This is a genomic window from Rhizobium sp. L9, from assembly GCF_002531885.1.
GTDB lineage: Bacteria > Pseudomonadota > Alphaproteobacteria > Rhizobiales > Rhizobiaceae > Rhizobium.
On the sequence record NZ_NWSZ01000024.1, the window covers coordinates 31,600 to 44,571 of the forward strand.

Annotated in this window: 11 protein-coding genes; 6 read left to right on the forward strand and 5 right to left on the reverse strand. The window is 61.5% G+C overall.

Annotated features, from left to right (window positions below; translation table 11 throughout):
• Positions 1-12: 12 nt before the first annotated feature.
• Positions 13-426, reverse strand: coding sequence for a cupin domain-containing protein (locus tag CO660_RS22985; RefSeq protein WP_011426527.1), 414 nt, complete (start codon positions 424-426; stop codon positions 13-15).
• 94 nt (positions 427-520) lie between these two features.
• On the opposite strand from CO660_RS22985, the gene CO660_RS22990 reads away from it, so the two are divergent.
• The 6 genes from CO660_RS22990 to CO660_RS23020 all read left to right on the forward strand — a co-directional run bounded on the left by CO660_RS22990 (position 521) and on the right by CO660_RS23020 (position 9,546).
• Entirely contained in the window at positions 521-1,306 is a 786-nt protein-coding gene (locus tag CO660_RS22990) for an ABC transporter ATP-binding protein (protein WP_085779168.1), read from the forward strand.
• Positions 1,307-1,540: 234 nt separating this feature from the next.
• Positions 1,541-2,470 carry an ABC transporter permease gene (locus CO660_RS23000; RefSeq protein ID WP_097600742.1) on the forward strand — a complete coding sequence of 310 codons (930 nt, stop codon included), beginning with the start codon at positions 1,541-1,543 and terminating at the stop codon, positions 2,468-2,470.
• The gene (locus CO660_RS23005; protein WP_097600655.1) at positions 2,467-3,594 is read left to right on the forward strand and encodes an ABC transporter permease; all 1,128 of its coding nucleotides are present in this window, start codon (positions 2,467-2,469) and stop codon (positions 3,592-3,594) included. The genes CO660_RS23000 and CO660_RS23005 overlap by 4 nt, the downstream gene beginning before the upstream one ends.
• A gap of 59 nt (positions 3,595-3,653) precedes the next feature.
• Positions 3,654-4,625 carry an ABC transporter substrate-binding protein gene (locus CO660_RS23010; protein WP_085779170.1) on the forward strand — a complete coding sequence of 324 codons (972 nt, stop codon included), beginning with the start codon at positions 3,654-3,656 and terminating at the stop codon, positions 4,623-4,625.
• Positions 4,626-5,022: 397 nt separating this feature from the next.
• Positions 5,023-6,213, forward strand: a complete 1,191-nt coding sequence (locus CO660_RS23015) for an efflux RND transporter periplasmic adaptor subunit (RefSeq protein WP_097600656.1) — start codon at positions 5,023-5,025, stop codon at positions 6,211-6,213.
• Positions 6,214-6,225: 12 nt separating this feature from the next.
• The gene (locus tag CO660_RS23020; RefSeq protein WP_097600657.1) at positions 6,226-9,546 is read left to right on the forward strand and encodes an efflux RND transporter permease subunit; all 3,321 of its coding nucleotides are present in this window, start codon (positions 6,226-6,228) and stop codon (positions 9,544-9,546) included.
• 299 nt (positions 9,547-9,845) lie between these two features.
• Here CO660_RS23020 and ureG read toward each other — a convergent pair whose 3' ends face one another.
• The 4 genes from ureG to CO660_RS23040 all read right to left on the reverse strand — a co-directional run bounded on the left by ureG (position 9,846) and on the right by CO660_RS23040 (position 12,765).
• Positions 9,846-10,457: an urease accessory protein UreG gene (gene ureG, locus CO660_RS23025; RefSeq protein ID WP_097600658.1), complete on the reverse strand. Its 612-nt coding sequence runs from the start codon at positions 10,455-10,457 to the stop codon at positions 9,846-9,848.
• A gap of 87 nt (positions 10,458-10,544) precedes the next feature.
• Positions 10,545-11,216, reverse strand: coding sequence for an urease accessory protein UreF (locus CO660_RS23030; protein ID WP_097600659.1), 672 nt, complete (start codon positions 11,214-11,216; stop codon positions 10,545-10,547).
• Between the two features lie 6 nt (positions 11,217-11,222).
• Positions 11,223-11,825, reverse strand: a complete 603-nt coding sequence (gene ureE / locus CO660_RS23035) for an urease accessory protein UreE (RefSeq protein ID WP_097600660.1) — start codon at positions 11,823-11,825, stop codon at positions 11,223-11,225.
• A 76-nt stretch (positions 11,826-11,901) separates the two neighbouring features.
• On the reverse strand, positions 11,902-12,765 hold the full coding sequence (locus CO660_RS23040) for a GGDEF domain-containing protein (protein ID WP_097600661.1): 864 nt from the start codon (positions 12,763-12,765) through the stop codon (positions 11,902-11,904).
• Positions 12,766-12,972 lie beyond the last annotated feature (207 nt).

The following is a 12,972-nucleotide window of genomic DNA, read 5'->3' on the forward strand; positions in this document are numbered from 1 at the left end:
ATGCGGATGACTTCACGCCGGCACCAGCGCGTCCAGTTCCGGCAAAAGCACGACGCTTTCCTGCTCGTGGGGATCGGTGCGCGCAATGACCGCCGTGCAGGGCGTGCTGCTGAGGTTCGCAGGCATATGCGGCACGCCGGCCGGGATGTAGAACAGTTCGCCGGCATGGGTGATGACGTGATGCTCCAGCCGGTCGCCGTACCAGGTATGAGCCTCGCCGGAGAGCACGTAGATCGCCGTCTCATGCGCCTCGTGCAGGTGCGCCTTGGCACGCACGCCGGGCGGGATCGTCAGGAGGTGCATGCAGATGCCCGTGGCGCCAACAGTCTCGGCCGCTATCCCTTCGAAATAGCTGAGCCCCTGCTTGCCGTCATAGGCGTGCTTGGGACGAACGATGTGGCAGGTGGGTTTTGATGTCGCGTCCATTTTCTTCCTCCAAGAATTGCGCCGCCGGCAAAGCCGGCAGCGATGGTAACATGCAAACCGCCGTCAAGCGGGGAAAACAAGATCGGTCGCATTGATGCAAGCACCCTCCGTCGTATCCGCCAAGGACCTCTGTCTCACCTACCAGGCGAATGACGGCCCGGTGCGGGCGCTGAGCGATGTCAATCTCGATGTCCGCAAGGGCGATTTCGTCTCTTTCATCGGCCCGTCCGGCTGCGGCAAGACGACTTTCCTCCGCGTCATCGCCGATCTCGAAAGGAGCACCTCGGGCGAAATCTCGATCAACGGCATGACGCCGGCGGAGGCGCGCAAAGCCCGCGCCTACGGCTACGTCTTTCAGGCGCCGGCGCTCTATCCCTGGCGCACCATCGAGAACAACATTGCCTTGCCCTTGGAGATCATGGGCTACCGCGGCGCCGATCGGACGAGGCGCATCGCCGAGGCGCTCGACCTCGTCGGTCTTTCCGGCTTCGAGAAGAAATTCCCCTGGCAGCTTTCCGGCGGCATGCAGCAACGCGCCTCAATCGCCCGCGCGCTCGCCTTCGACGCCGACCTGCTATTGATGGACGAGCCCTTCGGCGCGCTTGACGAGATCGTCCGCGACCATCTGAACGAAGAGCTGCTGAAACTCTGGGCCCGCACCAACAAGACGATCTGCTTCGTCACCCACTCCATCCCCGAGGCGGTCTACCTCTCGACCAAGATCGTGGTGATGTCGCCGCGCCCCGGCCGCGTCACCGACGTGATCGACTCCACGCTTCCGGCCGAACGCCCGCTCGACATCCGCGACACGCCGGAGTTCCTGGAAATCGCCCACCGCGTCCGCGAGGGGCTGAGGACGGGGCATAGCCATGAGGTTTAGGCCGTTGCGTTCTTGGGCCACCCCCCTCTGCCCTGCCGGGCATCTCCCCCACAAAGGGGGACATCGATACGCCGAGCCGGCCTCCCCAAACAACGAAGGCCCCATAGCCCAGCATGGCAGCATTGGGGAACGACCCGCCATCTCCTTGCCGATCTCCTCCCTTGTGGGGGAGATGCCCGGCAGGGCAGAGGGGGGTAACGGCCCACGCGGTGCCGATATATGGGGGCTATCCCTGTGAAATCCGACACATTCAAGGACAAGATCGTCCCCGTCACCACCATCCTGCTCGCCCTCGTCGCCATCTGGTATGTCGCCGCCATTCTCATGAACGCGCCGTTCCAGCGTGACATGGACAGCCGCGCCGGCGTCACGCCGACTACGATGGAATTCATCGGCAAGACGCTGGCGCAGCCGAAGCCGATCCTGCCGGCACCGCATCAGGTGGCTGAGAATGTCTATGAGAACACTTTCCTGCGCAGCCTTTCGAGCAGCCGCAGCCTCGTCTATCACAGCTGGGTAACGCTCTCCTCCACCCTGCTCGGCTTCGGTTTCGGCATGCTGCTCGGCATTCTTCTCGCCGTGCTGATCGTGCATAACCGCGCCATGGACCGCTCGCTGATGCCTTGGCTCGTAGCCAGCCAGACAATCCCGATCCTCGCTATCGCGCCGATGATCGTCATCATCTCCTACAACGTGCTGACCGGCGACAATGCGCTGGCGCATCTGCTGAATCTCGATTCCGACGCCTCCCGCCTCGTCTCCAAGGCGCTGATCTCCACCTACCTCTCCTTCTTTCCGGTCGCCGTCGGCATGGTGAAGGGGCTGCGGTCACCCGAACTCCTCTATCTCGACCTCATGCGCACCTATAACGCCAGTCCGATGCAGACCTTTTGGAAACTGCGCGTCCCTGCCTCGATCCCCTTTCTCTTCACTTCTATGAAGGTCGCGATCGCCGCAAGCCTCGTCGGCGCCATCGTCGGCGAATTGCCGACGGGCGCCGTTGCCGGCATTGGTTCGAAGCTGCTCGCCGGCTCCTATTACAGCCAGACGATCGATATCTGGGCAGCGCTGGTCGCCGGCTCGCTGCTTGCAGGCGTTCTGGTAGCGATTGTCGGCCTTGCGGCGAAGATCGTCGACCGCGCCATGGGCGGGAGGCCGGCATGAGACGTCTGAGCTTCTCCTGGCAAGGCGCGGCCGCTCTTCTTTTCTGCATCGCGGCGCTGGCTGCCTTACCGCTTCTGGCCGAGGGCGCGGCCCGTCCTTTAACCGATGGCACCGCAAGCCTGATCTTCATCGTCATCGCCGCGGCCGCTCTCCTGTCCTTTGCACCGCAACCGCCGGCCTATCGCGCCACCGTGCTGTTCATCGGCGCCCATGGCGCCGCCTGGCTGCTGCTTGCAGCGATTTCCGGCAACGAGGGCACGGCAACGCGGGCTTACTTCCTGCTGCTCTTCGCCGCGTGGCTGCTCGCCTGGCGATGCGTCACGGAGCTTTCGAAAGTGCCGCCTGCCGCCGCCTTCGGTGCATCGGTGCTCGAACTGCTGATTCCGGCGATTTTCGGCGCCTGGATTCTCATCCTCTGGGAGGCGATCACGCGCGGTGCCGGCGTCCCCTTCATCCTGTTGCCGCCGCCTAGCGCCATCGGCGCCCGCATCATGGCCTCTCTGCCCATCCTCGGCGACGACGTCAGGCAGACGATCTTCAAGGCGGTGCTGATCGGTTATATCGTCGGCTGCCTCAGCGGCTTCGTCGTCGCGGTGCTGGCCGACCGCGTCTCCTTCCTGCGCCGCGGTCTCCTGCCGATCGGCAACATGGTGTCGGCCCTGCCGATCATCGGCATCGCTCCGGTTATGGTCATGTGGTTCGGCTTCGACTGGCCGTCGAAAGCCGCCGTCGTCATCATCATGACCTTCTTCCCAATGCTGGTGAACACCGTGGCAGGCCTTTCCGCCTCCGGCAGCATGGAGCGCGACCTGATGCGCACCTACGCATCGAGCGACCGGCAGACGTTGCTCAAGCTCAAGCTTCCGGCGGCGATGCCCTTCATTTTCAACGCACTGAAGATCAACTCGACGCTGGCTCTGATTGGTGCCATCGTTGCGGAATTCTTCGGGACGCCGATCGTCGGCATGGGCTTCCGCATCTCGACCGAGATCGGCCGCATGAATGTCGACATGGTCTGGGCGGAAATCGCCGTCGCGGCGCTGGCCGGCTCGATCTTCTATGGCATCATCGCCCTGACCGAACGGGCGGTGACGTTCTGGCATCCGTCTATCCGTGGTGGCTAGGCGCGCGCGGGCCTCACAAATTGGGTCCGGGCATAACTTCAGAGGGTAAGGACAAGAAAATGAAAAAATTGATGGTTGCAATGATGGCGAGCGCCATGTCGCTTGCAGCGGCCCATGCAATGGCCGCCGACAAGGTGGTTCTGCAGCTGAAATGGGTCACACAGAGCCAGTTCGCCGGTTATTACGTCGCCCAGGAGAAGGGTTTCTACAAGGAAGAGGGCCTCGACGTCGACATCAAGCCGGGTGGTCCCGATATCGCGCCTGAGCAGGTGATCGCCGGTGGCGGCGCCGATGTCATCGTCGACTGGATGGGCGGCGCGTTGGTTGCCCGCGAAAAGGGCGTTCCGCTGGTCAACATCGCCCAGCCATATCAGAAGTCCGGCCTGGAAATGATCTGCCGTAAGGACGGCCCGGTCAAGACCGAGGCCGACTTCAAGGGCCATACGCTCGGCGTCTGGTTCTTCGGCAACGAATACCCCTTCTTCGCTTGGATGAACAAGCTGGGTCTTTCCACCGAAGGCGGCCCGAACGGCGTCACCGTGCTGAAGCAGAGCTTCGACGTACAGCCGCTCGTCCAGAAGCAGGCCGATTGCATCTCCGTCATGACCTACAACGAATACTGGCAGGCGATCGATGCCGGCTTCAAGCCGGAGGAACTGACGGTCTTCAACTATACGCAAATGGGCAATGACCTTCTCGAGGACGGCCTCTACGCCATGGAAGACAAGCTGAAGGACCCGGCGTTCAAGGAGAAGATGGTCAAGTTCGTCCGCGCCTCGATGAAGGGCTGGAAATATGCGACCGAGAACCCCGATGAAGCCGCCGAGATCGTCGTGGACAACGGCGGCCAGGACGAGAACCACCAGAAGCGTATGATGGGCGAAGTTGCCAAGCTGGTCGGCGACGGCTCCGGCAAGCTGGACGAAGCGCTCTATGCCCGCACGGCGAAGGCTCTGCTCGACCAGAAGATCATCAACAAGGAGCCCTCGGGGGCCTGGACACACGAGATCACAGACGCCGCATCCAAGTAAATACGGCAGGAAGTAAAGCGAACGCGCGGAGAAAATTTCCGCGCGTTTCTCATTTTTGGGATGACACGAAAAAAAGCGTCGCTGATGTCGCATTTTTCCGGCGTCAAACGTCATTAGGGGAGAAGCGGGATCAATGATCGTCATGTTCGCATAACTCTGCGATGATTGATTCAGGTTATGATGGTAATTATTATCGGCTCATGGGGAATTGTTTTCTGCCGGGCTTGCATATCGAGCAAATCGATACCAACTAGAAGCCGATTTGCCGGCGAGGGATGAAGACGGCAAATGACGTGTGGATACCCCTGAGAATGCAGGAAAGACAGTGGCCTGGTCGCGAGCTCAATGGCAGACGCGCGAATTCGGCTAACCTTATGACGAGATTGGACGAAAACGCATGGCACGCACGCCGACTGGAATTTTAGGCGCATCCACCCTTTTTGCAGCGGCGCTGGCTGCATCCGCAGCCTTTTCGCAGGAAGCGCCGGTCGCAAAGCCGCAGCAGAACCTGCCGGCGATCGTCGTCACCACCGCCGTCAATCGCACTCTTGTCGACCGTGTCATCGGCACCGGAACGGTCAAGCCGGTCGAGGAAGTCTATATCCAGCCGCAGGTCGAAGGCCTTTCGATCCGCACGCTGAAAGCCGATGTCGGCGACAAGGTCCAGGCGGAAAGCACGCTGGCAACGCTCAATGACGACGCCCTGGTCCTGGAGAAAAGCCAGATGATGGCGACGAAGGCCAAGGGCGAGGCAAGCCTTGCCCAACTGCGCGCCCAGCTCATCGAAGCGCAGGCCAATGCCGAACAGGCAAGGCAGCAGCAGGCCCGCGCCCAGGAAATGGGCAAGAAGGGCACGGTTTCTACAGCCCAGGTCGAGCAGGCCGATGCGACCGCCGCTGCCGCCAACGCCCGAGTCGTCTCCGCCGAGCAGGCGATCGAGGTCGCCGAAGCCGATCTGAAGGTCTTCGACAGCCAGATCGCGGACGCCGATCTGAAGCTCGCCCGCACCGATGTGAAGACGCCGGTTGCCGGTGTGGTTTCGGCTAAGAACGCCAAGGTCGGCGCGATCGCCGCCGGCAACGGCGATCCGCTATTCACCATCATCCGCAACGGCGATATCGAGCTCGTCGCCGAAGTCGCCGAAAGCGATATTGTCAGGATTGTGGCCGGCCAGAAGGCAACCATTTCCCTTTCCGGCAGCCGCGAAAAGCTTTCCGGTGCCGTGCGCCTGGTTTCACCCACCGTCGATTCCGTGACCCGCCTCGGCCTCGTCCATATCTCCATCGACGATGACAGCAAGGCGCGTTCCGGCATGTATGGCAGCGCCGAGATCATCGTCCGTGAAACCGAGGGTGTATCGCTTCCCTTGACTGCGGTGCTCACCGGCAACGACGGCTCCTCCGCCCGCAAGGTCGAGGACGGCGTGGTGAAATTCGCTAAGATCGAGACCGGCATCCAGGACGGCGCCTATGTCGAGATCGTCAATGGATTGAAGAGCGGCGACGAGGTTGTCGCCAAGGCGGGCGCCTATGTTCGCGACGGCGACCACATCACGCCGGTGCGTGAACAGCCCTCGGCTTCCAACTAAAGAGACCATCCGATGAATTTTTCAGCCTGGTCCATTCGAAATCCCATCGCACCGCTGCTGGCCTTCTGCCTGCTGATCCTCATCGGCATTCAGTCTTTCAACACGCTGCCGATCACGCGTTTCCCGAATATCGACGTACCGCTGGTCTCGATCAGCGTTACGCAAAGCGGCGCGTCGCCGGCCGAGCTCGAAATGCAGGTGACGAAGGAGATCGAAGACGCGATCGCCTCCATCACCGGCATTGACGAAATCCAGTCGACGGTGACCGACGGCAGCTCGCAGACCAACGTCATGTTCCGGATGGAAGTGCCGACCGAACAGGCCGTGCAGGACGTCAAGGACGCGATCGACCGCATCCGCAGCGATCTGCCGGCGACGGCCGAGGCACCGATCGTTACAAAGGTTGACGTCGAGGGCCAGGCGATCCAGACCTTCGCCGTGTCATCACCCGACCTGTCGCTGGAAGAACTGTCCTGGTTCGTCGACGATACGATCAAGCGAGCGCTGCAGGGCCAGGCTGGCATCGGCCGCGTCGACCGTTATGGCGGCGCGGAACGCGAAGTGCGCATAGAACTCGCGCCCGGCAAGCTCGATGCTTACGGCATCACAGCTGCAAGCGTGAACGATCAGCTGCGCGGCACCAATGTCGATCTCGGCTCCGGTCGCGGCCAGGTGGCGGGCAGCGAACAGGCAATCCGCGTTCTTGGCGACGCCCGCAATGTCGCCGAACTTGCAGACACGACGATTGCGCTGCCGAGCGGCCGTTTCGTCAAGCTGTCCGATCTCGGCGTCATCAAGGACACCTATGAGGAGCCAAAATCCTTTTCGCGCTTCAACGATACGCCCGTCGTTACCTTCGGCGTCTTCCGCTCGAAGGGCGCCAGTGAGGTCAGCGTCGCCGAGACGGTCGCGCAGAGCCTCGACAAGGTGCGAAGCGAAAATCCGAACGTGAAGATCGAGATGATCGACGATTCGGTCTATTTCACCTACGGCAACTATGAAGCCGCCATCCACACGCTGCTCGAAGGCGCCCTGCTCGCCGTCATTGTCGTGCTGCTGTTCCTCAGGAACTGGCGCGCGACGCTGATCTCGGCCATCGCGCTCCCGCTCTCTGCGATCCCGACCTTCTGGGTCATGGACATGATGGGCTTCTCGCTGAACCTCGTCAGCTTCCTGGCGCTGACGCTCGCGACAGGTATCCTGGTCGACGACGCGATCGTGGAAATCGAGAACATTGCCCGCCATATCAAGATGGGCAAGACGCCCTATCGGGCGGCGATCGAGGCGGCGGATGAAATCGGTCTCGCCGTCATCGCCACCACCTTCACCATCATCGCGGTCTTCGTGCCAGTTTCCTTCATGCCGGGCATTCCGGGCCAGTACTTCATCCAGTTCGGCCTGACCGTCGCATTCTCCGTCTTTTTCTCGCTGCTGGTGGCACGCCTCATCACCCCGATGATGGCCGCCTATCTGATGCGCGCCGAAGACGGTGTCGACGACCATCACGACAATGACGGTCTGCTGATGAAGGGTTATACGCGCCTGATCCGCGCCACGACCGGGCACAAATATTCGCGATATCTGACGCTGCTTGCGGCGATCGGTTTCCTCGTCGGCTCGGTTATGCTGCTGATGAAGGTTCCAGGCAGTTTCCTGCCGCCCGAAGATGCCTCGCGCATCGTTCTCTCTGTTGAACTGCCGCCCAATGCGCGGCTCGACGACACCGAGAAGACGACGAAGGCGATCTATGACAGGGTCAAGGACCTCAACGGCGTCGAAAGCGTCTTCGTCCTCGGCGGGGCATCGCCAAAGGGCGATCTCGAACTGCGCCGTGCGACCATTACGCTGGCGCTCCACAAGCTCGACCAGTCGCTGGTCAAGAAGGTGGTCAACGACGTGCTCGGCCATATCCCGGTCATCGGCCCGATGCTGCCGAAGGTGGAAGTCCACGGCCGCGAGCGCCCGCAATGGGATATTGAAAAGGAAGTCTTCGCCAAGCTGCGCGATATTCCCGATGTCCATATCCTGAAGCTTAACGACCGCGGCGAACGCGACCTCTCCTTCAACTTCCTCTCCAAAAACGAGAAGGACCTGAACGAAGCCGTCGGCATTCTGGAATCCAAGTTGCGTGCCGACCCGCTGCTCGCCAATGTCAGCGCCGACGGCGCCCTGCCGCGTCCGGAACTGCAGGTCTATCCCCGCAAGGACGAGGCGGCGCGTCTCGGCATCACGCCGCAGCAGATCTCCGAGACGATCCGCGTCGCCACCATCGGCGATGTCGATGCGGCCCTCGCCAAGATCTCGCTCGACGATCGCCAGATCCCGATCCGCGTCCAGGCGGCCCTTGACATGCGCCGCGACCTTGCCGCCATCCGGGCGCTGAAGATCCAGACCGCCAGCGGCGGCACCGTTCCGCTCTCGAGCGTCGCGAATATCGACTATTCGGAAGGCGTAAGCTCGATCAAGCGCAACAACCGTAACCGGGTCGTCTCTATCGGTTCCGACCTGCCGCAGGGTGTAGCGCTCGACACCGCCTCGGCCCGTTTCCGCGAGATCGTCAAGGCGGCCAACATTCCGGCCACGGTACACCTCGCGGAAAGCGGCGACACCAAGGTGCAGACCGAGATGCAGCAGAGCTTCGTCAACGCCATGTTGATGGGCCTCATGTTGGTACTGACCGTGCTGATCCTGCTCTTCAAGGATGTAATCCAGCCCTTCACCATCCTGTTCTCGCTGCCGCTCGCGATCGGCGGCGTCGCGGCGGGCCTGATCATCACCAACAATCCGCTGTCCATGCCTGTCATGATCGGCATTCTGATGCTGATGGGCATCGTCACCAAGAATGCCATCCTGCTCGTCGATTTTGCAATCGAGATGCGCCATCAGGGCATGTCCCGTGTTGAAGCCATGGTCGAGGCCGGCCGCAAACGCGCCCGGCCGATCATCATGACTTCGATTGCCATGTCGGCAGGCATGCTGCCGTCGGCGCTCGGCGTCGGCGAAGGCGGCTCGTTCCGCGCGCCTATGGCAATCGCCGTGATCGGCGGCATCATCGTCTCGACGGTGCTGTCGCTCGTCGTCGTTCCCTCCTTCTTCCTCATCATGGACGATCTGTCCCGCCTGCTCGGCTGGATGTTTGGACGCCTGGTCGGCAGGAAGGATGAGGAAGACCTGCCGCTCTCGCGCGAGGATCTTACCCGCGTGACCCGCGAGAACCGCAGCGATATCGATGCGCTGGACGAGCGCCTGACCGCGATCGAAAAGCCGGAAAGCAAGCGCAAGGGCGCCAACGACACCAATGTGCTCCGCCTGCCGCCGTTTGCGGCGGAGTGAGCAAAGCCTCAGGAAACGAGACGGGCCGGGAGCGACCTCCCGCTCGTCGGGCTGCTGACAAACCGCATGCAAAACCCCCGACGTCATCCTCGGCCTTCTGCCGAGGATCTATGACGCCCAATTAAATACCTGGAAATAAAGGTTTACCCGTCAAATAATCGCGGGGGTTAGATGCTCGGCACGAGCCCGAGCATGACGGAAGAGACGTTGTCAACAAACTACCGACCGGGAGCGATCTCCCGGCCCGTTTTTGTTTCGCCACCCTCGCCGCCATCCGCCAGATGCGGCGGGCTTGTCCCTCAGAGCCCGCCCTGCTCTCTCAAGAAACTAACGATCGAGCTGACGCCATCGCCACGCTTCATATCGGAGAAGACGAAGGGGCGTGAGGCGCGCATGCGCGTCGCATCCCGCTCCATCACCTCAAGATCGGCGCCGACATGGGGTGCCAGATCCTTCTTGTTGATGACGAGCAGGTCGGAGCGGGTGATGCCGGGCCCGCCCTTGCGCGGGATTTCCTCCCCTTGGCAGACTGAGATGACATAGATGGTGATATCGGCGAGGTCCGGCGAAAAGGTCGCCGCCAGATTGTCGCCGCCTGACTCGATGAAGACGACATCGAGATTGGGGATCCGCTCGTTAAGGCTCGCGATCGCCTGAAGATTGATCGTCGCATCCTCGCGAATGGCGGTGTGGGGGCAGCCGCCGGTTTCGACACCGACGATGCGATCGGAAGGCAATGCCTGCATGCGCACTAGCGCCTCGGCATCCTCGGTCGTATAGATGTCGTTGGTGACGACGGCGACGGAATAGTCGTCCCGCATCGCCTTGCAGAGCTTTTCCGTCAGCGCCGTCTTGCCCGACCCGACCGGCCCGCCGATGCCGACGCGCAGAGGTCCGTTTCTTGATTTCATATGGCGTACTCCAATAGGATTCCGATGATAGCGACGCCGCCGGCATGCGCCACCGTCAAATGACGCAGTTGCGGGATAATTTGGTAGTTACGAGCGGAAAAGCCTGATCGTCTGGGTTTCGTGGCGCAGGCTGGCGATATCGGCCTGCACCGTCGCCGAACCGAGATCGTCGAGGGTTGAGACTGCCGCCCGCCGCGCGATCCCCGCAATCTGCTCTTCAAGCCCGGCAAGTATGGCAACGCCATCCTTTTGCCCGGCGACGCCGAGACGGATACCTGCTGAAACCGTGTGTGAGGCATAGGCATGCAGGAACACCGCGAGCACCTTCTCAGGCCTTATAGCATGGGCGCCCGCAACCGCTCCGACTGCGATGGGATAGGCGGTCTTGCCAGGCAGTCTTTCGAAGACCTCGTCCGGCCAGGCTCGCGCCGTCAAGAGGAACGCCTCGCCGAGCAGCATCGTTTCCTTATGGCGCTCACGCGATCCGGCAAGCGCTTCGGCAAGCGCAGCGATTTCGGCAAGGCCCGGAGCCTCGGCCTGGCGCCTGTGGCTCTCCGCCAGAAGCACCGCATCGTTCCAGACCGAGCCATGGCCGATCAGCGTGCCGATCCAGTCCGCAAGCGAGGCCGCGTCGGCCACGAGCCCATCGGCTACCGCCCGCTCCAACCCGCCTGAATAGGCGAAACTGCCGATCGGAAAGGCCGGTGAAAGCCATGCTATCAGGCGCAACAATGCCTGCAATTCACGATCTTCGCTCATCGAGCCTCAATCGTGTTTGTGGCCGTGATGCCCGTGCCCATGACCATGGTGGTGATCATGGTCGCAGGTGTGATCATGTTTGTGGTCATGGCCATGCGCGTGATCATGGTCATGACCAGCGTTGTGATTGTGCCCGTGGTCATGATGCGCATGCGCCTGGTCATGCGAATGTCCGCCATGTGAATGATAGGCCCCGCGCGCAGGCTGGAAGGGCTCTTCGATATCGAGCACGGTGGCGCCGAGCCCCTGCAGCATGGTTCGGATGACATGATCGCGCAGGATGACGATGCGGTCTTCCTCGATCTGGGCGGCGAGATGACGGTTGCCGAGATGCCAGGCAAGCTCGACCAGATGCGTGCGGTCGCGTCCGCGAATCTCGAAGAGCTTCTCGTCGGCGGCAAGGATCTCGATCAGTTCGCCGTCTTCGCGCACAAGCAGGTCGCCATTGGCGAAGAGCACCGGATCCTTGAGGTCGAGCATGACCATCTCGCCATTCTCCAGATGCAGGAGCTTGCGGCGCAAATGCCGCAGATCATGCGGCAGCTTGACCTGGGCGGTCGGATGGGAGGAAGGGGTTCCGGCGGGAAGATAGGAGGTGACGCGCTGCATGATATGTCCGTTTTGATGAGACGACGACCATGCAAAATAGCCCTTCCCGATGCAAGCACCAATGGGAGGCCGGCTTTTATATTCCGTAGGCCTGCATCATGTTGTCGCTCCCCAGCCCCCTGCCCTCAGTATTGGCGCTGGTTTCGGCGAGCCCGTGCCAGGCATGATGCAGTCCCTCCCGCTCGTGCACGACGCGATTGCGTCCGAGCGCCTTGGCGAGATAAAGCGCCCGATCGGCCGAGGCATAGACCTGCTGCTTGCTGCGCCCAGGAATGAGATCGGCCACGCCGCCGGAAATGGTGATGGCAATATGATTCCCATCTGCCACGAGCGGTCTGTTGGCGATATCGGACCGCACGGCCTGGATCCGCTCCAACCGTTTCTCCAGCGGTTCGCCGGAGACGATGACGCCGAATTCCTCGCCACCGAGGCGCGCAACGACGGACGATTCGTCGAAGGCGGAAAGCAGCACCGCCGAGACCGCCGTGATAACCGCATCGCCGCAGGCATGGCCGAAACGATCGTTGATCGCCTTGAAACCGTCGACGTCGAAAATGACGAGCGAGGCGTCGCCTTCGATCCGATCCAGCGCCTCGGTGAAGGCGCGCCGGTTCAACAGGCCGGAGAGGGTATCCGTGCGGCTGAGCTTTTCGAACTCCGCCCGCGACAGCGTCAGTTCATGCATTGCAAAACCCGCCGCCAGCGACATCATGCCGGAAACCGTGCCGCCGACAAGCCAGGAAAAAATGGCGCCGAAGCCGATCGCGTGCGAAAGGGTCACCGGCAACAGCCCGAGAAAACCGAGTGGCGGTATCGTCAGCGCAATGATAACGCCGGAGAAAATGACGGCAAGAAAGCTCATCTTCAACGCAAAGACATAGACCTGCCTGCGATATAGAAAATGGCCAAAATCGGCCTGCAGCGACATCCAGTTTCTCATGAGAATCGACCTTCCTGCCCGGCGTTTCAAGGCATTGATAAGAGCCCAATTGCTGCGGGTGTCTTAATCGATTCGCTAAAATTCGAACGATTTCAGACGATTCGGTGGTGAGATTTTTTCTAGCAACGGCTGCAAGTCCTCAATCCCTGAATCGAACAACGTACACAAGCAGCTAATGTGTTGATATATAATAGCTTTGCCACGATC